Consider the following 22,541-nt stretch of genomic DNA (forward strand, 5'->3'; position numbering starts at 1 on the left):
CGGTGGAATGGCCGCTGCGATTGTGTTGCTCAGTTGCGGGTCTCCGATTCGGGGCCTGTCTGTCTCTAGTTTACTGGCTCGATTGCGACAGTTTCTCACTTAGCGACTGCGCTGTGCCGCGAGCCGCCCGCCAAAACCGTCCTACGGCCGTCCCTGAATCCGGCTCAACCGATTGATTTCCGGGATCTCCCGAAATTCCGGCTGAGCGATGTACTGATTGTTCCCTTTTTCTTCCGCTTGTCCAGAGGGGCTGTGACGGGATTCTCAAAGGGACATCGCTTACACCAGTGATCGAGCCAGTCAGCTGGCGTTTTTTAGCACTTTTCCCGGGAGGGGTTGTTGTCATGCGTAACGTATTTGCAATTTCGATGGCGGTGGCGGGTGTTCTGTTTGCTTCCAACGCGAGCTTCGGCGCGCAATTGGCGGACGGCGACTCGGGTGGCAAGCGCCCGGTATTTAACATCACCGATGGCGACTCGGGCGGCAAGCGCCCCGTGCTGGCGGACGGCGACTCGGGTGGTAAGCGCCCGGTATTTAACATCACCGATGGTGATTCCGGCGGCAAGCGTCCGGTGCTGGCCGATGGCGACTCGGGTGGCAAGCGCCCGGTGTTCAACTTCACCGATGGTGATTCCGGCGGCAAGCGTCCCGTGTTGACGCTGGCCGATGGCGACTCGGGTGGCAAACGCCCGGTGTTCAACTTCACCGATGGTGATTCCGGCGGCAAGCGTCCCGTGTTGACGCTGGCCGATGGCGACTCGGGTGGCAAGCGCCCGGTGTTCAACTTCACCGATGGTGATTCCGGCGGCAAGCGTCCCGTGTTGACGCTGGCCGATGGTGACTCGGGCGGCAAGCGCCCGGTGTTCAACTTCACCGATGGTGATTCCGGCGGCAAGCGTCCCGTGTTGACGCTGGCCGATGGCGACTCGGGTGGCAAGCGCCCGGTGCTCGGCTTCACCGATGGTGATTCCGGCGGCAAGCGCCCCGTGTTGACGCTGGCCGATGGCGACTCGGGTGGCAAGCGCCCGGTGCTCAACTTCACTGACGGCGACTCGGGCGGCAAGCGTCCGGTGCTCGCGTAACAAACGAATCCTCGAAACCGTTTTGAATCTAATTTGAGTTGGAGAAACAGATGAAAAAGCGTATCGCCGTTGGCGCCGCCATGTTGCTGACCCTCGGGACCGCCGTTGCCAGCACGTTCCTGTACGGTCACGAACCGGCCGCGCGTGAGCGAATGGTCGAGAAGCAGATCACGTTGCCGTCCGACAATCAGCCATCAACGCAGACCGTGACGCCGGAGATGATCGCGATGTGGAAAGCCACGGCCGCGTCGACTGATTACGAAGCTCCGAAAGCGCCTATCTAACCGGCAGGCGTAATGCGGGTGCGGCCGGACCCCTCCCTCCGGCCGCACTTCGCTGCAGCTATTGCAGTGGGAGGAAAGGCTGTCAGTCGTCTGTGTACGGATACAGGCGTCGATGCGGTGTCGTCGCCTACCGACAGACCTTTGAAATGTGCGGTAAGTCACAGGCCCGTCGCGGTTTTGCGCCGCTGGCATCACACTTCGTTCGTTGACATATTTGCGCTGCGTATAGCACCCTAGCTGGCGTTGTCAGAGGGGTAGCCACGCTCACGTCAGGTGCCGCCTCATGCAAGGGCAAACTCACCGAAAGGTGGGGACGCAAAGCCACCGGTCTAAGGGAACACTCCTAGGACAGCGGGGTTGCCAGCGCCGGCCTCTCATTTAATCGGGGAGGCGCCGATCGGCTGCCTCACCGCGTGTCCGGCGACGAATAAAGATTGATGTCACAGTCCTCACAAGCTCGCCCGCCGCTCCGTGCTTCCGCCCGGTTGCCACGCTTTGCATTGCTGGCGCTGTTGCTGCTCGGACCCGCCGTGGGCATCCCGGCCAGCCTGCTGGTCGGTCAGCCCGCGCCCGATTTCGCGCTGCGCTCGTGGGACGGTGCCAACGTGCGCCTGTCCGAGCACAGCGGTGAAGTGGTGCTGATCAATTTCTGGGCAACCTGGTGCGGTCCCTGTCGCCAGGAAATGCCGCTGCTCGATGAAATTTACGGCAAGTATCGTCGCGCCGGTCTGGTGCTGTTCAGCGTCAACCTGGATGAGGAAAGCAATCTGGACTCGGCGCGTGAAATGGCCAAGACGTTGCGAGTCAGCTATCCGGTGCTGTTCGACGCTCGCAAAGAAGTGAGCCGCGCCTATCAGGCGAGCACCATGCCACTGACGGTGCTGATCGATCGTGAGGGTGTGGTGCGTTACGTATCCGAGGGCTACAAGGTCGGCTATGAAGCGCGTTACACCGAAAAGCTGCGTGAACTGCTGAACGAGTGACTCGCGCCGCCCGCAACGGATCCGCCTCGCCAATCGAATCGAACTCGTATCGAACTCCGAGCACCATCCACGGATTTTTCCCGGACACTGTCATGCTGCGTCAGAGCCTCCCAAAATTACTCATCACATGTTTGGCCACGTTGCTGCCGCTGCTGTTCGTAGCCGGGCAGTCGACCGCGCAAGATGCGCCTGCCGCGACCACCACGCCGTTGACTGACTCGAGCGCGACGGCATCGTCCGCCCCCGCGGGTGGCGGCGACAGCTTCAAGAGCCTCGACGAAGAAGTGCAGGCGTTGAAAAAGGAAGTGCTCGATCTGAACCGCGAGCTGTTCGTGCTCGAGGAAGAGCTGCTGTTCCCGGCCAACACTCAGGTGGCGGTGTTCGTGTCCATGGATGTCGGTGAATTCTTCGCGCTCGACTCGGTGACCTTGAAGCTCGACAACAAGGAAGTCGCCAACTATCTGTACACCGAGCGCGAGGCGCAGGCACTGCTCAAGGGTGGCGTGCATCGCGTGTTCATCGGCAATCTCAAGGCGGGCGAGCACGAGCTGATTGCGCTGTTCACCGGCCAGGGCCCGAATCAGCGGGACTATCGCCGTGGCGCGACCATCAAGCTGGAGAAGGGCGTCGGCGCCAAGTACGTCGAGCTGAAGATCAGCGACAAGGCGCTCAAGGCGCAGCCCGAGTTCATCGTCAAGGAATGGGAATAACCCGTGCCGGGCCGAGGTCACAAAGTCCTGGTCGCGGTGCTGCTCGCCCAATTCATGGCAATGGGGGTTACCAGCCCGGCGGTGGCCAAGGAGAAAAAGCCTCCCGAACCGCGGCCGCTGGTCGGCACCCCGCAGGTCGTGCGCGATCTGCATTGGGGCGACGTGCTGTTCTATTTCTATCAGGACGATTATCTGCAGGCGCTGACGCGGCTCGGCGCCGCGCAGGATTTCAATCGCGTGAGTCATCACGCCGTCGAGGCCGAGCTGCTCAAGGGCGGTTTGTATCTGTCGCTGGGTCAGCACGAAGAAGCGGGGCGCATCTTCAAGGCATTGTTGAACGACAACGTGCCGCTCGATGTGCGCAATCGCGCCTGGTTCTATCTCGCGAAAGTCTGGTACCAACGTAACTATCTGCAAGACTCCGCGACCGCGCTCGCTTCGATTCGCGGCGCGCTGCCCGGCGATCTGGAGCCGGAGCGTCATCTGCTCGAAGCGCAGGTGCTGATGTACCTGAACCGCTATGACGAAGCGATTCGCGCGTTGGAGCGGTGGCAGCCGGTGGGTAAAGGCGGCGACGTGTGGTCGTCGTATGCGCGCTTCAACATCGGCGTCGCGCTGGTTCGTCAGGAGCGCGTCGAGGAAGCGGCCGAGCTATTGAACGAAGTCGGTCAGATCGCGGCGCCGACCGAAGAGCTGGCGGCGTTGCGCGACAAGGCCAACCTCGCGCTGGGTTTCGCCTGGCTCAAGGCCAATCGTCCCGAAGACGCCAAGAAAGTATTGCAGCGAGTGCGGCTCGAAGGCCCGCAGTCGAACAAGGCGCTGCTCGCCGTCGGCTGGGCCGACTCGGCGGAGAAGAAATTCAACAAGGCGCTCGCGCCGTGGATGGAACTGCGCGAGCGCGACATGCTCGACGCAGCGGTGCAGGAATCGTATCTCGCCATTCCCTATGCCTATGCCCAGCTCGACGCCACCGGTCAGGCGGCGGAACAGTATGTGAACGCAGTCCAGGCGTTCGCGGCTGAGTCCACGCGCATCGATCAATCCATCCAGGCCATTCGCGATGGCAAGCTGCTCGATGCCATCGTCGAGAACGACAAGGCCGATCAGGTCGGCTGGTACTGGCAACTGCAGAATCTGCCGGACGCGCCCGAGACCCGCTATCTGTATCACCTCCTGGCCACGCACGAGTTTCAGGAAGGCTTGAAGAACTATCGCGACCTCAAGCTCATGCAACGCAATCTCGCCACCTGGGCGTTGAGCGTGCAGGCGTTCGAGGACATGGTGGACACGCGGCGCCATGCGTTCGATCAACGTCTACCGGTGTTGCAGAAGACGCTGGACACGGTCGACCTGGATGCGATGGAAGCGCACAAGAACGATCTGGAATCGCGTTTGACCGCGACTGAACGCGACAATGATGTGTCATCGCTGGCCACCGCCAAGGAAAAGGAACAATGGGCCAAGGTCCAGCAGATCGAAGCGGTGCTGGCCAAGGCCGACCAGAACGATCCGATGGTGCAGGAGATGCGCGAGAAGGCGCGTCTGATCCGCGGCAAGCTGCTGTGGGATTTCAATGGCAGCTACAAGGCGCGCTTGTGGAAAGCTCGCAAGGAATTGCGTGAGCTGGACGTGGCTTACAAAGAAGCGCGTCGCCGGTCGGTGCTGGTCGAGCGTGCTCGCGGCGACTATCCCGCTCGCACGGAAGAATTCGCGCGTCGCGTGGCCACGCTGCCGCCGCGCATCGATGGTTTGACGGCGCGGCTCGAAGCTACGGCTCAGGCGCAGAATCGATATCTCGCCGCCGTCGCGATCAAGGAGCTGGAGTCGCAGAAGCAGCGTCTCGCCGCCTATTCGTTGCAAGCGCGCTTCGCGCTGGCCTCGATCTATGACAAGGCGGCGACGGGCAGCAGCGCTACCGGCGAGAGCAACGTTGACAAGGGAGGCGCGCAATGAGCGCTTCAGTCAGCAAATCTCACAAACTTCGCATGCTGATTGCGTTCACGCTGTCGAGCGCGCTCGCCATGCCGGCATTCGCCGCGGAACAGGCTGCTCCCAAGCAGCCTCCGCGCACCATCCGCGATCTCGAGAAGAAAGAGGTCAAGGTCGATCCCGATCCGCCCAGCAACGTGAAGGCACAGCAGGCGATCGAGCAGTACCGCCGCTTCCTCGAAATGGAATCGCAGAACGAGAAGATGCGCGCCGAAGCGATGCGCCGTCTGGGCGACCTGCAGGTCGAGGTCGACGAGGACGCTCGCGCCAATGAGGCTGAGTTCGGCGGTCTCGGCGTCGATGAAGCCGTGACCTTGTATGAAGGGCTGCTCAAGTCCTATCCGAATTACGATCGCAACGATGTCGTGATGTATCAGCTGGCGCGCGCTTATGAAGCGAAAGCGCAGCCTGAGAAAGCGCTGGCCGTGCTCGACAAGCTGGTGACGACGTATCCGCGCAGCCAGTGGCTGGTGGAGTCTCAGTTCCGTCGCGGCGAAATCCTGTTCAGCCTCGGTCGTTATCGCGACGCCGAGAATGCGTACGTCGCCGTGACGACGCCGGGTGCCGATACAGGCTTCTTCGAACAGGGCTTGTACAAGCTCGGCTGGTCGCTGTTCAAACAATCGCGCGGCGAAGAAAGTGTCTCGGCATTCCTGCGCATGTTGGATCGCGTGCTGGTTCAGGACGGTCGCTTGCGCGCGCGCGATTCGTTGAGTCGTCCGGAGCGCGAGCTCACCGACGACGCCTTGCGCGCCATCGCCATCACTTATTCGGATCTCGACGGACCGGAGTCGCTCGACGCGGCCCTGGCGCAGCGAGGCGATCCGCCGTATGCGCATCAGTTGTATGAGGCGCTCGGCAATTTCTACATCGAAAAGGAACGTTATCAGGACGCGGCGCTGGCGTTCGAAGCGTTCGCCAAACGTCGCCCCGACGATCGTTACGCGCCGTCGTTACAGATGCGCACCATCGAGGCGTACGGCAAGGGCGGCTTCGCGCAACTGGTCATCGAGGGCAAACAATCCTTCGTCGAACGTTATGCGTTCGGTTCCGCTTTCTGGCGTGAGCGTACGGTCGCCGATGCGCCGGAAGTCGCTGCGCAGTTGAAGTCCAACCAGAAGGATCTGGCCGAGTACTACTACGCGCTGGCGCAGAAGGACAAGAAGCCGGAGAACTATGCGGCCGCGGCGCGCTGGTATCGCGCCATGCTCGACTCCTTCCCGCAAGATCCGGAATCGCCGGGCAACCGCTTCACGCTGGGGGAAGTGTTGTTCGAATCGGGTCGCTTCGCCGAAGCGGCCAAGGAATACGAAACGGCTGCGTACGACTATCCGGCGCATCCGAAGTCCGCCGCGGCCGGTTATGCCGCACTGGTTTCTTACCAGAAACACGAACCCTCACTGCAAGGCCAGGCGAAGGCTGTGTGGCATCAGCAGGGCATCGAAAGCGCGCTGATGTTCGCGACCAGCTTCCCCGAGCATCCTGAGTCGGCGCGCGTGCAGACCAAGGCGGATGAAGATCTGTTCGCGCTGAACGATTTCGAACGCGTGATCGAGGTGTCGACCTTGATTCTGGAACGCAATCCGCCGGTCGAGCGCAAGCTGGCGCGTTCGGCCACGACGTTGCTGGCGCACTCGCTGTTCGATCGCGGCCGCTTCGGCGAGGCTGAAGCGGCTTACGTGAAGGTGCAGGGGTTCCTGCCGCCGAACGATCCGGATCGCGCCAACATCGAAGAGCGCATCGCGGCGTCGATTTACAAACAGGCCGAAGCGAAACGCACGGCGGGCGATTCGACCGGCGCGGTCGACGACTTCCTGCGGGTCGCCGCGCTGGCGCCGAACTCGAAGGCGCGCTCCAACGCCGAATACGACGCCGCGAGCATCCTGTTGCAAAACAAGGAATGGGAACGGGCCGCGCAGGTGCTGGAAACATTCCGTCGCAACTATCCGAATCACGAGCTGGTGCCGGACGCGACCCGATCGCTCGCGGTCGCCTATCTCGAATTGGGTCGTGGCACGCAGGCTGCCGCCGAGCTGGAGCGCGTGGCTGCGCGTGACCAGGAGCCGGTCGAAGTCCGCCGCGCGGCGCTGTGGCAGGCGGCCGAGCTCTATGACAAAGCAGGGTCGCCGACCAACGCGGCCCGGTTGTATGCGAACTACGTGAAACAGTATCCGTCGCCGCTCGATCCGGCGATGGATGCCCGCCAGAAGCTCGCCGATATGGCGAAAGCCCAAAACGACCTGAAAGTCCGGTCGCAGTGGCTGGATGAGATCATTCGCGCCGATAAATCCGCCGGTGCGGCTCGTACCGATCGCAGTAAGTATCTGGCGGCGAAGGCCACCATTGAAACCGCCGACGTGCCTGTGGCGTTGTTCAAGTCGGTCAAGCTGAGCGCGCCGTTGAACAAGTCGCTGAAGACCAAGCGCGACGCCATGGAGAAGACCCTGGCGGTGTACGGTCAGGCCCTCGACTACGGCGTGGCCGAGGTGACTACGCAGGCAACTTACGGCATGGCCGAATTGTATCGTCAGCTGGGCGCGGACCTGATGGCTTCGGAGCGGCCGAAGAATCTCGACGCCGATGCCAAGGAACAGTACGACGTGCTGCTCGAGGAACAGGCGTTTCCGTTCGAGGAAAAGGCCATCGAATTGCACGAAACCAATGTCCAGCGCACCGGCGACGGCATTTACGATCAATGGGTCCAGCGCAGCTTCGATGTGCTGGCGAAGTTGAAGCCGGCGCGTTACGCCAAGACCGAGATCAGTGAAGACTATGTGCCGACGTTGCCTTAACAGCGCTCACATGGATCGCCCTGGCATTCGCGGGCTGATCGTCGGCGCGTTGCTCGGTTTGTTGCTGTCGGGTTGCGGTTCCGCGCCGACGGGTTCAGATGCCAAACAAGAGAAGGCAGGTGCCGAGGCGGCCGCGGCTGCTCCCGCCGAGCCGGTGTTGCCGCCCGAGGCTGTGCAGCAGTTCGATCGCGCCGTGAACGCGATGAGCTCCGGCGATCTCGCCACCGCCGAGCAGGGATTCCGCTCGCTCGCGACTGCGTATCCGTCGTATTCCGGGCCGCTGCTGAACCTGGGCATTCTGCACGCCAAGGCCGGCAAGCTGGAAGAGGCCGAGAAAGCGGTTCGCGATGCCATCGCTCGCAATGGCAACAACGCCGCGGCGTTCAATCAGCTCGGCATCATTCAGCGCAAGCAGGGCAAGTTCAAAGATGCCAACGACGCCTATACGCGCGCGGTGCAGATCGATCCGAACTACGCGCTGGCCTGGTTGAATCTGGGCGTGCTGTGCGACTTGTATTTGAATGAGCCGCAGCGCGCGTTGGAAGCCTATGAGCGTTATCTGGCCACGGCCGCCTCGCCGGATGCGAAGGTCAATGGCTGGGTGACCGAACTGAAGAAACGGATCGGCGCCGAGCCGCGAAGTGCCCAAACCGCCGAATGAGCACCGCTATGAGCACCATGCGCTTCACACTGCCCTTGCTGCTGATCCTGACGTCGGCTGCCGTGCACGCGGCCGAACAGCCGGGCACGTTATCTAAAGAAGCGACGCAGGCTGGCCCCGCCGTCGATACGAGCAAGACGAATGTAACGCCTTCGTCACCGCCGGCCACGGCTGAGCCGACACCGGCCGCGCAGCCAGCCGCGACGTCACAACGTGCCGGTGGCCCGCAAGCGGTCGTGCGTAACGATCGTTTGAACCTCGACACCACGGTCGTCACCGGTAATCGCGAACTGCCCAAGGTGCTGTACATCGTGCCTTGGAAAAAATCCGATCTCGGCGATCTGCCCGCGCAGCCGTTCAACACGCTGCTGGATGAAGCACTGACGCCGGTGGATCGTGACGTTTTTCGTCGTGAAGTGACCTACTACGGTGCAATGCATGGCGGTGCCGACGCACCCGCATCGCCACCTCCGAGCAGTGAGAAGTAGGTCGCAGCACGCTTGGTTTATGTAAGGCGATAAAGCGCGCCTTACACGGTATTCGAGTTCCGCACCGCATAGGAGTCCTACGACGATGGAATTGATACATTTCATGGTGAATTTCTTCCGCGAGGGAGGATTCTTCCTGTATCCGCTCGCCGCCATCTTCGTGATCGGCGTCGCCATCACCATCGAACGTTTCATCTACCTGACCAACGAGACGACCCAGAACCGTCGTCTGTGGGCGCAGGTCGTGCCGCTGATCAACAGCGGCAACTTCAAGCAGGTGGTGGCCATCACCTCCAAGTCCAAGGCCTCGATCGCGACGGTGCTGAACTACGGCATCGCCCGCCTCGCCAGCGCCCGTCGTCGCGACGACGTCGAGAAGGCGATGGACGAGAGCCTGCTCGAAATCATCCCGCGCGCCGAGAAGCGCACTCACTATCTGTCGGCGCTGGCGAACATCGGCATGCTCACCGGTCTGCTCGGCACCGTCATCGGCCTGATCGCGGCGTTCGCCTCGATCGCGCAGGCCAACCCGGCGGAAAAGGCCAGCTTGCTGGCGGCCAGCATCTCGGTGGCCATGAACAACACGGCCTCGGGCCTGTTCTGCGCCATCACGCTGTTGCTGGCCCACATGTTCCTGGAAGCCAAGACCACCAAGATGATCGACAGCCTGGAAATCGCTTCGGTCAAGTTCATGAACTCGGTGGTGGAGCGTCGCCAGGACGTGGACGGTGGCAACGACGATCTGGCGCCCTCGCGCGGCCGGGCCGCTCACGCCTGACCACCTGGAACGCCACAGCGGTCCGTCAAAGGGATAAACAATGGCTCAGTCCAAGGCACAGCGGCGGGTTACGCGCAATCATGCGCGCTACCGTGGCCGGCACGAAATCAACGTCGTGCCGATGATCGACATGATGATCATCCTGGTGTTCTTCCTGATCTTCACCGCGGTGTTCACCAAGACGAATATTCTGGAGCTCAACCTGCCGGGCGCCGACAGTGCGGTGCCGGACCTGCCCGAGGGGTTGAACCTGGAAGTGATCATTCGCAAGGACAAGATCGAGATCGCCGATCGCGGCACCGGGCTGCTCAAGAGCGTGCCGACCAACGACAAGGGCTACGATCTGGTCGGGCTGCAGGACTACCTGAAGCTGGTGAAGACCAAATATCCCGACAAGACCGACGCGACCATTCTGCTCGAGCCGGATATTGCCTATGACACGCTGGTGCAGGTGATGGACACGGTGCGTGTCTTCAGCGTGGCCGAGAACAGCTGGACTTACGGCGAGCTGTTCCCGGATGTGTCCGTGGGAGACGCGCCGACATGATCAATCGAATCAAACGCCATCGCAGTCGCAAGCACGGCGGTGCCGAAGCCGGCGGTCACATGACGCTGGTGCCGTTCATCGACATGCTGATGATCCTCACGGTGTTCCTGCTCGTGCACAACTCCGACACGGACATCCTGCCGAACACCAAGGCGATTTCCATTCCAGCCTCGCTCTCGGACAAGAAGCCGCGGCCGAGCGTGGTGGTGATGATCACCAAGGAAGATCTGCTGGTGGATGGCAAGGCCATCGCCAAGGTCGCCGACGTGATCAACGCGACAGACCCGGTGATTCAGCCGCTCAAGGCGGCGTTGCAGGGCCAGGCCGATACCGTGCTGGCGGACGCCGCCAAGCAGGAGATCAAGGATCGCGAAGTCACCATCATGGGTGACAAGAACACGCCGTACAGCGTGCTTCGCAAGATCATGGCGACCTGCACCGATGCCGACTACGGCAAGGTGTCGCTGGCGGTGGTCGAGCGCGAAGGCTCCAAGGTCAGCGCGACCGCGGCCGGACGCACGGCCGCGTTCAACGGTTCCTCGTCGAACGCCGTGGGTAGCTGAGGAGCGCGCCACTCATGAGCACTGCCATTAGCACCGGATTGGCCCCTTACTACCGTTTATATGACTTGCCTTGGTCGCCGACCGAGGAAGTCGAAGCACGCTTCCGCAAGGTGGTGCGCAACGCGTTCATCGTGTTCGCCATCTTCGCGATTCTGATTCCATTGATTCCGGTGCCCGAGCGCTCCCAGGTGAAGGCGCCCGCGATTCCCGATCGCATCGTCAAGCTGGTGATCGAGAAGAAGGAACCGCCGCCACCGCCACCGAAAGTGGAGGAGAAGAAGCCGGAGCCGGTCAAGCCGGTGGAGCAGCCGAAGCCTGAGCCCAAGCCTCAGCCGACCGCTCGCGAACGCGCGCAGAAGCAGATGGCGAACGTGATGGATCAGCTCGCCGATCTGCGCGACATGTCGGTGATCGACAAGGCCCAGCAGACCAAGAACCTGACGGGCAAGGTCGGTGAGTCGACCCGTTCGGAACGTTCGCTGCTGACATCCAAGGTCGGTGCGAGCAGCGGTGGCATCAATACCGCCGCGCTGAGCCGCGGCTATGGTGGCGGTCAAGGCTCGCTGGAAGGCGGCTCGACGACGACAGCAACGTCGGCCGTACTCACTCAGCAGGCAGCAGACAAAGTGCAGCGAGCTGCCGGCAGTGGCAAGGCGACGCGTAGCGAAGAGGAGATCGCCCTGGTCTTCGATCGCAACAAGGGTGCCATCTACGCGCTGTACACGCGCGCGCTGCGTGACAAGCCGGATCTGCAAGGCAAGGTCGTGCTCGAGCTGACCATCGGTGCCGATGGTTCGGTTCAACGCTGCGACATCGTGTCGAGCGAGCTCAACGATCCTGAGCTGGAGCGCAAACTGGTCGCCCGCGTGAAGTCGTTCCGCTTCGAAGCGAAGGATGTCGGCACGATCACGGTGACCAAGCCGATCGATTTCTTCCCGGCGTAAGACGGGAGAGCTGCGCTACTGCGGCCCCGCCAATCCGGCGGGCCTCGGTCATTATCAGAGTCAGCGCGGCTTCTGCCCGGGCTCGCAAGTTACGATCTATTGGTCAGGTCCAGCGCGTAGAACCGCGTGCCCGGCAAATACTTGTCGTTATACGGCGCGGTTTCGATGAAGCCGAGCTTGCGATATAGCGTCTGGGCCGAAGTCATGCTCGGCAGTGTGTCGAGGCGCAGCGTGTGGAAGTGCGCCTGTCGGGCGGCGTCGATGATGGCGTTGACCAGTTGGTTGCCCACTCCCAGGCTGCGATAGTGCGGGCGCACGTATAAGCGCTTCATTTCTCCCGAACTGTCGTCCAGCGGTCGTAATGCCGCGCAGCCGGCCACTTCACTATCCACGTATGCAATGAACAACGCGCCGCGCGGAGCTGCGTATGGGGCGGGCAGTGCGCCGAGCTCGGCGGCAAATCCTTGATATTCGAGATCGATGCCCAAAGCGTGGGCGTATTCTTTGAATAAATCGCGTGCCGTCGCGACGAGTTCCGGCGAGACCGCCGTGATAAGTACGATGGTGCAAAGGGGCATGCTTGCCGGAGATTAGATGAACCCATTGGCGGGCTGGAAGATACACAACAGGGCCGGCGCGGCCATGACAGCGGAAAGGTGTAGGCACGGATCTTATTTCGGCTCGTGACGTTTCTATCCATGAAGGCATTCCGACCTCGACCTGCATGAGCGACGACCACCGCAATCCACCTCCACCCGTGATCGACGCGGCGCGAGTCGTGTCGTATGCCTTCGTGGACGACATTCCCTATTGCCAGTCCGGTTCGCTGTTCACGGACGAGGCGATGGTTGCGCAGGTGCCGAGGCTGGCCATCGCGGTCGGGTTGGGCGCGCAGCCAGGGCCGCTGGTGTTCTACTGCGACGAGGAGTGGATCTCACTCGCCATCGCCGATGCCGAAACCGTCGAACAGGCGAAGCAGGCCATCGAGCGCAACTATCCCGGCGTGAGCGAGCGCTGGATCGACACCCACGTCACCCTCGAAGAGGCGCTGGCGTACTACGACTCCGAAACCGCGGGCCTGAGATGTTCCTTCTGCGGCAAACGCCCGTTCGAAGTCGAAGGCATCATCGAGTCGCCGACGGCGACCATCTGCCGTAACTGCGTCGAAGAGTTCTACGGCGATTTCCAGACCGACGGCGGGGACGAGCTCGGCAACTGAGTGCCGGAATGTGACATAGGCCCGTCGTTTCGACCGCCCGTCCCCACCCGCACGCCGTTCAACGCCTGCATTTGCCTGGCCCGGGGGCAGCCGGGATCATGGCGGTGGAGGGCGCATGAATATCGAATCGGAGATTCGGAACTTCTCGGGGCTGTCCGCCCATGAACAGGCGCGCTTCATGACTCGTTTCATGTACGAGCTCACCCTGGAAGGCCGCAACTTCTATTCGCCCGGCGGCCAGCAGCACATCGATCCCATGAAGCTGCGGTTCATCAATGAGATTCAGCATCGGGTGACGCGCTTCATCGAGCAGATCCTGACCGACGATCCGGCGCGGCCGTCCGACGATGTCACATTGCGCCTGCTGCTCGCGCCGCGCGCGGAAAAAGCCATCGAAGGTCTGATGCAGGCCGCCTACGTTCGGACCATTCAGGCGGTCGCCTGAGTTTTCTCCTCGGCGCGCTCCGACTCGCTGCCGCGCACGTCCTCTTCGAACAGACCCTCCAGTTCCCTCGCGGCCTGTTGCGACGACTGAATCAATTTTTGCTCGTCGTCACCCGCCAGCCGTTGCTGCTCCAGCAGCTTGCGATCGTGCGCATCGAAGCGCCGGATGCTTTCCAGCGCTTCGGCGCGCGACAGTCCCAGAGCCTCCAGGGTGTTCTGCGCCATGTCCAGGCTGGAGTAGTACGTCTCGCGCATGAAGTAACGAACGCCCAGATCCATCAGCCGGATCGCGTGCTGACGATTGCGGGCGCGGGCGAACACTTTGAGCTGCGGGAAATGTTTCTGGATCAGCTCGGCCGTGCGCACCGACGCCTCGATGTCGTCCATCGCCAGCACGAAGATCTCGGCGCGCCCGGCGCCGGCCGCCTGTAACAACTCCAGTCGCGACGGATCGCCGTAATAAACCTTGTTGCCGAAACGGCGCACGAAGTCGACCTGCGCGACGCTCGACTCCAGCGCGGTAAAAGAGATGTGTCGCATGCGGAGCACGCGCGCGACGACCTGGCCGACGCGGCCGAAGCCGGCAATCAGCACACGGCTGTTGGGGTCGTCGATGGTGTCGAAGTCACGCTGCGGCTCACCCTTGGTGTAGAGCGGTTCGATGAACGCGGCGTGCAGTTTGATCACCAACGGCGTCACCGCCATCGAAAGGGTCACGACGATCACCAGCATCTGCGCCAGCGGTCGGTCCATGATTCCGTAGCTGACGGCGAGCGCGAACAGCACGAAACCGAACTCGCCGCCTTGCGCGAGCGACGCCGCCAGCGGTGAAGCATGGCGCGACGGAATGCCGCCGAGGCGCGCCAGCCCCCACAACAGGACTGCTTTGATGGCGAGCAGGCCGACCACCAGGCTCGCAATCAGCAGTGGCCGTTCGAGCAGCAGGCTGATGTTGGTGGTCATGCCTACGGAGATAAAGAACAAGCCGAGCAGCAGACCTTTGAACGGCTCGATGTCCGCTTCCAGTTCGTGACGATATTCGCTTTCGGCCAGCAGCAGGCCGGCGACGAAGGCACCGAGCGCCATCGACATTCCAACCGCGTCGACGAGCAGCGCGGTGCCGATGACCACGAGCAACGCCGCCGCCGTGAATACTTCCGAGACTTTGGTTTCCGCCACGAATCTCAACAGCGGACGCAACACATAACGGCCGCCGAATACCAGCAATGCGAGTACGCCGAGACCTTTGGCAGTGCCAAGCAACGTCGCGCCGAGCGATTGTGTGGCACCGGTCGTGCCCAGCATCGGCAGCACGGCCAGCATCGGCATCACCGCAATGTCTTGAAACAACAGGATCGCGAACGCCGGTCGGCCGTGTTGAGTGTTCAGCTCGTGACGTTCGGCGAGCAGTTGCAGGACCAGCGGCGTGGACGAGAGTGACAGCGCGAAGCCCGTGACGAACGCGGCATTCATCGGCAGGCCCAGCAAGTGCGCGATGAATGTGAGTAGCGCCGTCGTGCTCGCCACTTGCAACACGCCGAGTCCGAAAATGGATCGCCGTAGCGCGCGCAGGCGCGAGGGCTGCAATTCCAGGCCGATGACGAACAACAACAGCACGACGCCAAATTCAGCGAGGTGCATGACGCCTTCGATGTCGTCGATGACCGCCAGCCCGAACGGTCCGATGGCCACGCCCGCCGCCAGATACGCGAGGATGGAGCTCAGGCGCAGGCGCCGGAACATGGGCACCGCCAGCACCGTGGCGCCCAGAAATACCGCGATTTGTCCTGTTAACGTCATGCGCGTCTCGTCGTAAAACCCGGTCGATGTGAAGCAAAACCTTAAGCTCGCTACGTCTCGGGTTCGCTATCGGGTGGTAATCGTATCAGCCGCATACCGCGCTCGGGCGGGGGCGGCATTCAGGGGCAACCTCATGGGCCGCTTCTGACGGCGGGCCGATGATGTGGATCGTCACGACGGCGTTTTCGTTCACCGTCCACTTTCCGCCGGCGTGACTGTTTATGGTCAACGATATGGCGGATCCCCGTCCTGTTTACATCATCGATGCGTTGGATCGCATCGTGTTCGTCAATCCCGCGTGGAGCCGGTTCGTGGCGCCGGCGCGAGGTGTCGGACCGAGCCTGGCCGAAGTGCTCGGCCAACCGATCTGGCAACGAATCCCCGACGGCGTCGTGCGCCAGTTGTGGGAATTGCTTTACAGCCGCGTGCGCGCGGTCGGCGGCAGCGTGTTCGTCCCGGCGCGCGCCGACCGGGTCGATGAGCGCCGGCTCGTCGACATCGAGCTGTCCCCGCTCGCCGACGGCTCCATCCGTCACGTATGCGAGCCGGTGTGGAGCGAAGCCCGCCCGGCGGTGGCGTTGCTCGACCCGTCCTATCCGCGCGACGAGCGCAGCCTGCGCTGTTGCATGTGGTGCCGGCGGATCCAGGTCCGCCTGGGGGCCTGGGAAGAGATCGAGGACGCCCAGCAGACCCTGGCAATCCCCGCCGACAGCACCTTGCCGCGCCTGGAGCCGGGGGCGTGCTCCACTTGCAAGCAGTCGCTGCTGAAGACTTTTCCAGCCCGCGTAGCCTGAAATCGACACCGGCCGGGGTGGGAGGCACGGGGCACTCTGATAAACTCCGCGCCCCCATGCCTCGCTCCGACATTAGCTTTCCGCAAAAAGACGCCGAGCTGCGGGAAGACGTACACATGCTTGGCGCACTGGTCGGCCAGGTCATCCGCGAGCAGGGCGGCGATGCCCTGTTCGAAGCGGTGGAAAGCGACCGGCAAGCGGCCATCGCGCGCCGGGAAGGCGACACCGCCAGCGGCCGTGAGCTGAGCGAACGGACCCGCAACGTCCCGCCGGAGCAGGCACGCGATCTGGTGCGCGCATTCTCGACCTGGTTCGAGATGGTCAACATGGCGGAGAAGGTTCATCGCATCCGCCGCCGCCGCCAGTATTTCAACGAAGGCAAGACCCAGCCCAGCGGCATCATCGAGGCGGTCAACAAGCTCAAGGCGCAGGGCCTGTCGCTCGAGGATGTCTGGCGGTTGATGCTGCAGATGTGGATCGAGCCGGTGTTCACGGCGCATCCCACCGAATCCACCCGTCGCACCATCCTGCGCAAACAGCAGAAGATCGCGCAGTTGCTGCTGAAACGTATCGGCCTGCCGCGCACCGCGAATGAAACGCGCGTGCTGTGGGATCGCGTTCGGAACGAGATCACGTCGGGCTGGCAGACGGCCGAGAACTCACGCGAGCGTCTGACGGTCGCCGATGAACGCGAGCACGTGCTGTTTTTCCTTGCCGAAGTGCTCTACAAAATCGTGCCGACGTTCTACGAAGAGATCGAGACGGCGCTCGAGCAGGCGTACGGTGAGGAAGCCCGCGAACGTGAATTGCCGGAGATCCTGCGCTTCGGCTCCTGGGTCGGCGGCGACATGGACGGCAATCCCGATGTGCATGCCAAGACCCTGCGCGAAACCATCGCGCGTCACCAGCAGATCATCGTCAACAACTATTTCCTCGAGTGCAAAGGCCTCGCGGAATCGTTGTCTCAAAGCGCCTCGCGCGTCGGTGTTACGCCGGAGCTGGTGGCGCGGGTCGAGCAGTATTCGGTGCTGTTGCGCTCGGGCGGGAGCCTGTCGCCGGCCCGGCACGACCGCATGCCTTATCGCGTCTTTTTGGGGCAGATCATGGAGCGGTTGCGTGCGACCTACGAAGGGCGCGCCAATCAATACGAGGGCGTCAACGAGTTCCTCGGCGACATCAATATGATCTCCGACAGCCTGCGCGCCAACAAGGGCGAGCACGCCGGATTGTTTCAAGTGCGTCGCCTGATCCGCCGGATTCGAACCTTCGGATTCCATCTGGCCACGCTGGATCTGCGCCAGAACGCGGCCGCGCATCGCGCCGTGGTCGGTCAGGGGTTCAATGACGCGGGCTGGGCGAATCGCACCAGTGCGGAGCGCACGGCTCGGTTGCGAGATGCGCTCGAGCGCGACGAAGGGCCGAGCAACGTACTCGACGCCACCGGCAAACGCAGTCTGTGGGTGCTCGAAGCGCTGGCGCATTGTCGTCATCGCTACGGTGACGACGCGATTGGGGCTTATGTCGTGAGCTCGACCCAGGGCATCGACGACATGCTGTCGCTGCTGTTGCTGGCGCGCTGGGCCGATACCGCCGATCGTCGTACCGGCGATGTGCCCACCGACGTGGCGCCGATGTTCGAATCGGCCGAATCGCTGCAACGCTGCGGCGAGATGATGAAACAGCTGTTCGAAGAACCGGTTTACAAACGTCACCTGCAGGGCCGCGCCAATCATCAGTACGTGATGATCGGTTATTCAGCCAGCAACAAGGAAAGCGGCATCGTGCGCGCGCGCTGGCTGATTCGTCAGGCGCAGGAATCCTTATTTGCCGCGGCCGATGCCGCTGGCATCGATTTGACACTTTTTCACGGTCAGGCCGACGGCATCGATCGTGGCGGCGGCCGCACCGAAGTGCTGGTCAGAAGCGCTCCGAACGGCGCGCGTCGTGGTCGATTGCGCATCACCGAGCAGGGCGAGCTGGTCAACGAGAAATACGGTCTGCGCCCGATCGCACTCCGGGTGTTCGAGCAGGCATTCAACGCGCTGTCGCTGTCACGGGCGGGTGTGATGCCGCCGGAGCGGGTCGAGCCGGCCTGGCGCGAGGCGATGGAGCTGATGAGCACGGAGAGCTCGCGCGTGTATCGCGGCCTAGTATTCGACGATCCCGAGTTCCACGACTTCTTCTGTCAACTGACACCCATCGACGTGATCGAGCGCATGCAGCTCGGCTCGCGTCCGGTGTCCCGGCTGGACCGCGTCGGCATCGCCGCCATCCGCTCCATCCCGTGGTGGCATGCGTGGTCGCAGTGTCGTTACATGATGCCCGGCTGGTTCGGCGCCGGCTCGGCGCTGGCGCTGGCGTCGAGCACGCTCGGCGACGCGGTCCTGCGCGACATGCACGAGCACTGGTTCTTCTTTACGAATCTGGTCGACGACATCGAGCTGTCGCTGGCGCGCGCGGACCTGGATATCGCGCGCGTCTATGAACAGCTGGTGGACGAAAAATATCGGCGCTTCATTCCCATCCTGCGCGCCGAATACGAGCTGGCCCGGCAGCAAGTCCTGCAAATCCGCTGCTGCCAGCAGTTGCTGGAAGGCGCGTCGACGGTCCAGCGCTCTATTTTATTGCGTAACCCGTACATCGATCCCATGCATCTGACGCAGGTGGACCTGTTGCGGCGCTGGCGCGCCGGCAAGCGGGACGACCGCGAATTGTTGTCGGGATTGCTGGCGACGGTCAGCGGGATCGGCCAGGCCTTGCAAGGCGCCTGAGGCGGCCGCGGGATCCATTGATATCGATCGATGGGCTCGGCTCAGTTGGTCTGGCGAGTCAGATACGGCAGCAGCCACTCGACGATCACGTCGTGATTGACGTGGTCTCGGCCCCGGTCGCGCGCAAACATCTCCGGCCGGTCTTGTAACAGCCTGAACGCGAACACGACCGCGTCGGTCGCGTGCAGCCGGCGCGATTCCGGCAACCGGAACCACTCTTCTATGACGCGGGCTTGGGCTTCTGGTTGTGGCATGAAGCGTTCCACGGAGCGCGGCGGACCATAGCAGTCCGTTTTTATCGCCGCACCAGTTTTTTTCCCGTGTGTCCGCTTTGTATGCGTGGTCGCGAAACGTCACTTGCGATTCGCGGCGTGCAAACAGGCAGATACAGTGTGGCGCGTAACAAATGGACAAAATTTGTCACGTGCGGGCGTGAACGCGCGCGCCGGGGCTACCCAGAAAACACGGCAAATTCTCGCGCAGAAACATCGACGCTCCGTTCAGCATTCGCGCGTGATTGCATAACGTACGAAAGTGTCGAGAACTGCATGTTTACAACTTTGTTAGCTGCGATGTTCTATTCAAGCGCGATTGCTTACGGCAGAATCCGCGTCCTCCTAAACTCTTCGGCCTATTGCCGAATTGGCACGTAAGTGAAAGCTCCTTCGCAAAACAAGCCGCGGCAGCGGTCAACAACCAAGACAGCCTCGCCCTGGATGGCGGTGTCGCGCAGCGGCTCGCATCTGAACGTGGAGGACTTCCTCACGTTTCGATTGACGCGCCTGTCGAACTCCCTGCGCACCAATCTCACCAAGCCGTATCTGGAGCAGTTCGATCTGAGCCTGCCGGAATGGCGCCTGCTGGCGCTGGTGGCACGCTTCGCGCCGATGCGCTTCTCGGAAGTCACGACCCGCAGCGGCATGGACAAGGGTCAGGTGAGCCGGACGTTGCGCGTGATGGCGACGCGCGGGCTGACCAAGACCAAGGCGATCAAGGATCGCGGTTCGCGTTCGACCGAAGCGCTGGCGGCGCCGGTGATGGTTTCGATCACACCGAAAGGCACCGCTTTGTACAAAGCGGTGCTACCGGTGGCGCGCAAACGTCAGGCAGACATGCTGCTGACGTTGAACGAGTCGGAGCGCGTGTCGTTGTACTCCATCATCGACAAGCTGGCGGCGACCATCGGCAACGCCGACAGCGCCGACGCTGAGTAACTATTGAGAAACACCGATGAGCGGGCCGAGCGTGCCCGCTCGTGAACGGATCGCCGCGTTCACAGTGTTCATCAGCAGGCATGCGATGGTCATGGGCCCGACGCCGCCAGGCACGGGCGTGATTGCACCGGCATGTGACAGTGCCGCGTCGAAGTCGACGTCGCCGACCAGTTTGTTCTTCCCATCCGCGCCCGTGGTGCGATTGATGCCCACGTCGATGACGATCGCGCCGGCGCGGATCCAGTCGCCGGCGATGGCTTTCGGTCGCCCGATGGCCGCCACCAGAATCTCCGCCTCGCGACACAGCTGCGGCAGATCGCGCGTGCGCGAGTGAGCAATCGTTACAGTGCAGTCGTTTTGTAACAGCAACTGTGCCATCGGCTTGCCGACGATGTTGGAACGGCCGACCACGACGGCGCGCTTGCCGGCCAGATCGCGCGTCACTTCGCGAATCAGGATCAGACAGCCGAGCGGCGTGCACGGCACGGTTGCATCCTGACCCAGCGCCAGCCGGCCGGCATTGACCGCATGAAAGCCGTCGACATCCTTGGCCGGATCGATGGCGGCCAGCACCGCCGCGCTATCCACGCCGACCGGCAGCGGCAGCTGCACCAGAATGCCGTGCACATCGTCGCGAGCATTCAATTGCTCGACCAGTGCAATCAACTCCGAGGTGCCGGTGGTCGCGGGCAGGCGATGATCGAAATGTTTCAGCCCGGCCGCCGCCGCTTGTTTGGTCTTGCTGCCGACGTACACCTGGCTGGCCGGATCGTCGCCGACCAGCACCACCGCCAGACCGGGAATCACGCCGTGCCGGGCCAGCTCGGCGGTGCGGGCGGCAACGCGGTCACGCAGACGTTCGGCGACGGCGCGGCCGTCGATCAGAGTGGCGGTCATGTGGAATTTCCTGGTTATGTATAGAGATCGCGATAGCGTTCGCGCAGGGCGCTTTTTTGTACTTTGCCCATGGTGTTCCGGGGCAGCTGGTCGACGAACACGATGCGCTTGGGCAGCTTGAATCTGGCCAGCCGTTGCTCGAGCGCGCTACGAATGCTCGCTTCGTCCAGCACGGCGTTCTCGTTCAGCACCACCACCGCGGTGACGCCTTCGCCGAAATCTGCATGGGGCACGCCGATGACGGCGCTCTCGTTCACGCCGGGCAGCGCGTCGATTTCCAGCTCGACCTCGATGGGATAGACGTTGTAACCGCCGGTGATGATCAAGTCCTTGCCGCGACCGACGATATATACATAACCATGGGCGTCGCGCTTGCCGAGATCGCCGGTGATGAAAAAACCGTCCTCGCGAAATTCAGACGCGGTTTTCTCCGGCATGCGCCAGTAACCCGAGAAAACATTCGGGCCCCGCACTTCGATCATGCCGATGGCGTCGGGCTGCGTCAGCGGCGCGCCGCTCTCCGGAGCCGCGATCCTCACTTCGACACCTGGCAGCGCGGGGCCGACCGATCCTGGAATGCGCTGGCCATCGTACGGGTTGGACGTGTTCATCAGCGTCTCGCTCATGCCATAGCGTTCCAGGATGGCGTGGCCGGTGCGTGCCTGAAATTCCCGATGGGTCTCGGCCAGCAGCGGCGCCGAACCCGAAACGAACAAGCGCACGTTGCGCACCGTGTGCCGGTTCAGTCCGGGGTGTTGTAACAGGCGCGTGTAGAAGGTCGGCACGCCCATCATCACGCTGGCCCGGGGCAGCAGCCGGATGATTTCGTCGGCGTCGAATTTCGCCAGGAACAGCATCGAGCTGCCCGACGCCAGCACGGTGTTGATCGCGACGAACAGGCCATGCACGTGAAAGATCGGCAGGGCGTGCAACAGCACGTCGTGCGGGCTGAAGCGCCAGGCCTGTGCCAGTGTCGTCGCATTGGATGACAGGTTGGCGCGCGTGAGCATCGCACCTTTGGAGCGGCCGGTGGTGCCGGAGGTGTAGAGCAAGGCTGCCAGCGTTGCCGGAGCATGAGCGGCCCTTTGAGGTGCGTGGCCGGCGATTTCCAGCAGCGAGCCGCCGCCGCGATCGTCCAATGTTTCCACGTGCTCGACGCCACACGCCGCGGCGATCGGTCGTACCTGCTCGCGATCGGCGGGGCGCACGACCGCGACGCTCGGGGCGGCATCGCCAAGAAAATATTCGAGCTCGGCGAGGGTGTAAGCCGTGTTCAAAGGAACGAAAGTCGCGTCGAGGTGCAGGCAGGCCAGGTACAGCGCGATGGCCTCGGGAGATTTCTCGACCTGGGCGACGACCCGATCGCCGGGCTTCACTTCGAGCGTCGTCAACGCTCCGGCGAGCCGTCGGGTGAGCGCGGCCATTTGACCATAATTGAAGCGGCGTCCCGTGCCAGTTTCCAGCAACGGGCGTTCCGGATCGTCAGCGGCGACGGCTTCCAGCCACTGTGACGGATCGTCGGTGGCAGCGGCATTCGACATCGGCGGATCTCATGAGGCGTGGTCAGGCGCCCATGATAGC

22 protein-coding genes and 1 riboswitch are annotated in these 22,541 nt (G+C 62.7%); of the genes, 17 read left to right on the forward strand and 5 right to left on the reverse strand.

Features of this window, described 5'->3' with window-relative positions:
* Positions 1 to 344: 344 nt before the first annotated feature.
* The 12 genes from EKO19_RS13230 to EKO19_RS13285 all read left to right on the forward strand — a co-directional run bounded on the left by EKO19_RS13230 (position 345) and on the right by EKO19_RS13285 (position 11,821).
* Positions 345 to 1,082, forward strand: coding sequence for a hypothetical protein (locus EKO19_RS13230; RefSeq protein ID WP_129776865.1), 738 nt, complete (start codon positions 345 to 347; stop codon positions 1,080 to 1,082).
* 50 nt (positions 1,083 to 1,132) lie between these two features.
* Positions 1,133 to 1,366, forward strand: coding sequence for a hypothetical protein (locus tag EKO19_RS13235; protein ID WP_129776866.1), 234 nt, complete (start codon positions 1,133 to 1,135; stop codon positions 1,364 to 1,366).
* 280 nt (positions 1,367 to 1,646) lie between these two features.
* A riboswitch (cyclic di-GMP riboswitch) is annotated at positions 1,647 to 1,731 on the forward strand.
* A gap of 72 nt (positions 1,732 to 1,803) precedes the next feature.
* Positions 1,804 to 2,349 (forward strand): TlpA family protein disulfide reductase, encoded by a 546-nt coding sequence (locus tag EKO19_RS13240; protein ID WP_129776867.1) that lies wholly within the window; start codon positions 1,804 to 1,806, stop codon positions 2,347 to 2,349.
* Positions 2,350 to 2,480: 131 nt separating this feature from the next.
* Positions 2,481 to 3,059, forward strand: a complete 579-nt coding sequence (locus EKO19_RS13245; RefSeq protein WP_175597045.1) for an AraC family transcriptional regulator — start codon at positions 2,481 to 2,483, stop codon at positions 3,057 to 3,059.
* 3 nt (positions 3,060 to 3,062) lie between these two features.
* A complete protein-coding gene (locus tag EKO19_RS13250; RefSeq protein WP_129776868.1) occupies positions 3,063 to 5,012 on the forward strand; it encodes a tetratricopeptide repeat protein in 1,950 nt (649 codons plus the stop codon).
* Complete coding sequence (locus EKO19_RS13255) at positions 5,009 to 7,840, forward strand: tetratricopeptide repeat protein (RefSeq protein ID WP_129776869.1); 2,832 nt, start codon at positions 5,009 to 5,011, stop codon at positions 7,838 to 7,840. The genes EKO19_RS13250 and EKO19_RS13255 overlap by 4 nt, the downstream gene beginning before the upstream one ends.
* A 10-nt stretch (positions 7,841 to 7,850) precedes the next feature.
* Positions 7,851 to 8,501 carry a tetratricopeptide repeat protein gene (locus EKO19_RS13260; RefSeq protein ID WP_157995241.1) on the forward strand — a complete coding sequence of 217 codons (651 nt, stop codon included), beginning with the start codon at positions 7,851 to 7,853 and terminating at the stop codon, positions 8,499 to 8,501.
* A gap of 8 nt (positions 8,502 to 8,509) precedes the next feature.
* Positions 8,510 to 8,989: a hypothetical protein gene (locus tag EKO19_RS38600; RefSeq protein ID WP_175597046.1), complete on the forward strand. Its 480-nt coding sequence runs from the start codon at positions 8,510 to 8,512 to the stop codon at positions 8,987 to 8,989.
* Between the two features lie 85 nt (positions 8,990 to 9,074).
* Positions 9,075 to 9,767 carry a MotA/TolQ/ExbB proton channel family protein gene (locus EKO19_RS13270; RefSeq protein ID WP_129776871.1) on the forward strand — a complete coding sequence of 231 codons (693 nt, stop codon included), beginning with the start codon at positions 9,075 to 9,077 and terminating at the stop codon, positions 9,765 to 9,767.
* A 40-nt stretch (positions 9,768 to 9,807) separates the two neighbouring features.
* Positions 9,808 to 10,314: an ExbD/TolR family protein gene (locus EKO19_RS13275; protein ID WP_129776872.1), complete on the forward strand. Its 507-nt coding sequence runs from the start codon at positions 9,808 to 9,810 to the stop codon at positions 10,312 to 10,314.
* Complete coding sequence (locus EKO19_RS13280) at positions 10,311 to 10,877, forward strand: ExbD/TolR family protein (protein ID WP_129776873.1); 567 nt, start codon at positions 10,311 to 10,313, stop codon at positions 10,875 to 10,877. Before EKO19_RS13275 ends, EKO19_RS13280 begins: the two co-directional genes overlap by 4 nt.
* Positions 10,878 to 10,891: 14 nt before the next feature.
* Complete coding sequence (locus EKO19_RS13285) at positions 10,892 to 11,821, forward strand: AgmX/PglI C-terminal domain-containing protein (RefSeq protein WP_129776874.1); 930 nt, start codon at positions 10,892 to 10,894, stop codon at positions 11,819 to 11,821.
* Between the two features lie 89 nt (positions 11,822 to 11,910).
* Here the strand turns inward: EKO19_RS13285 and EKO19_RS13290 are convergent, their stop codons facing one another.
* Entirely contained in the window at positions 11,911 to 12,399 is a 489-nt protein-coding gene (locus EKO19_RS13290) for a GNAT family N-acetyltransferase (protein WP_129776875.1), read from the reverse strand.
* Positions 12,400 to 12,545: 146 nt separating this feature from the next.
* Here EKO19_RS13290 and EKO19_RS13295 point away from each other — a divergent pair, with 146 nt between their 5' ends.
* Both EKO19_RS13295 and EKO19_RS13300 read left to right on the forward strand, forming a co-directional pair.
* Positions 12,546 to 13,040, forward strand: coding sequence for a ClpX C4-type zinc finger protein (locus tag EKO19_RS13295; RefSeq protein WP_217705312.1), 495 nt, complete (start codon positions 12,546 to 12,548; stop codon positions 13,038 to 13,040).
* Between the two features lie 115 nt (positions 13,041 to 13,155).
* Positions 13,156 to 13,485 carry a hypothetical protein gene (locus EKO19_RS13300; RefSeq protein ID WP_129776876.1) on the forward strand — a complete coding sequence of 110 codons (330 nt, stop codon included), beginning with the start codon at positions 13,156 to 13,158 and terminating at the stop codon, positions 13,483 to 13,485.
* Here EKO19_RS13300 and EKO19_RS13305 read toward each other — a convergent pair.
* The gene (locus EKO19_RS13305; protein WP_129776877.1) at positions 13,470 to 15,284 is read right to left on the reverse strand and encodes a monovalent cation:proton antiporter-2 (CPA2) family protein; all 1,815 of its coding nucleotides are present in this window, start codon (positions 15,282 to 15,284) and stop codon (positions 13,470 to 13,472) included. The genes EKO19_RS13300 and EKO19_RS13305 overlap by 16 nt on opposite strands.
* Before the next feature lie 233 nt (positions 15,285 to 15,517).
* On the opposite strand from EKO19_RS13305, the gene EKO19_RS38265 reads away from it, so the two are divergent.
* Together EKO19_RS38265 and EKO19_RS13310 are read left to right on the forward strand one after the other, a co-directional pair.
* A complete protein-coding gene (locus tag EKO19_RS38265; protein WP_157995242.1) occupies positions 15,518 to 16,078 on the forward strand; it encodes a nitrogen regulation protein NR(II) in 561 nt (186 codons plus the stop codon).
* Between the two features lie 56 nt (positions 16,079 to 16,134).
* Positions 16,135 to 18,849, forward strand: coding sequence for a phosphoenolpyruvate carboxylase (locus EKO19_RS13310; protein ID WP_281281055.1), 2,715 nt, complete (start codon positions 16,135 to 16,137; stop codon positions 18,847 to 18,849).
* A 41-nt stretch (positions 18,850 to 18,890) separates the two neighbouring features.
* Here the strand turns inward: EKO19_RS13310 and EKO19_RS13315 are convergent, their stop codons facing one another.
* Positions 18,891 to 19,103 carry a hypothetical protein gene (locus EKO19_RS13315; protein WP_129776879.1) on the reverse strand — a complete coding sequence of 71 codons (213 nt, stop codon included), beginning with the start codon at positions 19,101 to 19,103 and terminating at the stop codon, positions 18,891 to 18,893.
* A gap of 462 nt (positions 19,104 to 19,565) precedes the next feature.
* Between EKO19_RS13315 and EKO19_RS13320 the strand changes: the two genes are divergently transcribed.
* Entirely contained in the window at positions 19,566 to 20,063 is a 498-nt protein-coding gene (locus EKO19_RS13320; RefSeq protein ID WP_129776880.1) for a MarR family winged helix-turn-helix transcriptional regulator, read from the forward strand.
* On the opposite strand, the gene EKO19_RS13325 is transcribed toward EKO19_RS13320, so the two are convergent.
* Positions 20,064 to 20,960, reverse strand: a complete 897-nt coding sequence (locus tag EKO19_RS13325; protein ID WP_129776881.1) for a bifunctional 5,10-methylenetetrahydrofolate dehydrogenase/5,10-methenyltetrahydrofolate cyclohydrolase — start codon at positions 20,958 to 20,960, stop codon at positions 20,064 to 20,066.
* Between the two features lie 14 nt (positions 20,961 to 20,974).
* On the reverse strand, positions 20,975 to 22,501 hold the full coding sequence (locus EKO19_RS13330; RefSeq protein ID WP_129776882.1) for a malonate--CoA ligase: 1,527 nt from the start codon (positions 22,499 to 22,501) through the stop codon (positions 20,975 to 20,977).
* Between the last annotated feature and the right edge of the window lie 40 nt (positions 22,502 to 22,541).

Origin of the sequence: Peristeroidobacter soli (assembly GCF_004138485.1) — a bacterium.
Classification (GTDB): Bacteria; Pseudomonadota; Gammaproteobacteria; order Steroidobacterales; family Steroidobacteraceae; genus Steroidobacter; species Steroidobacter soli.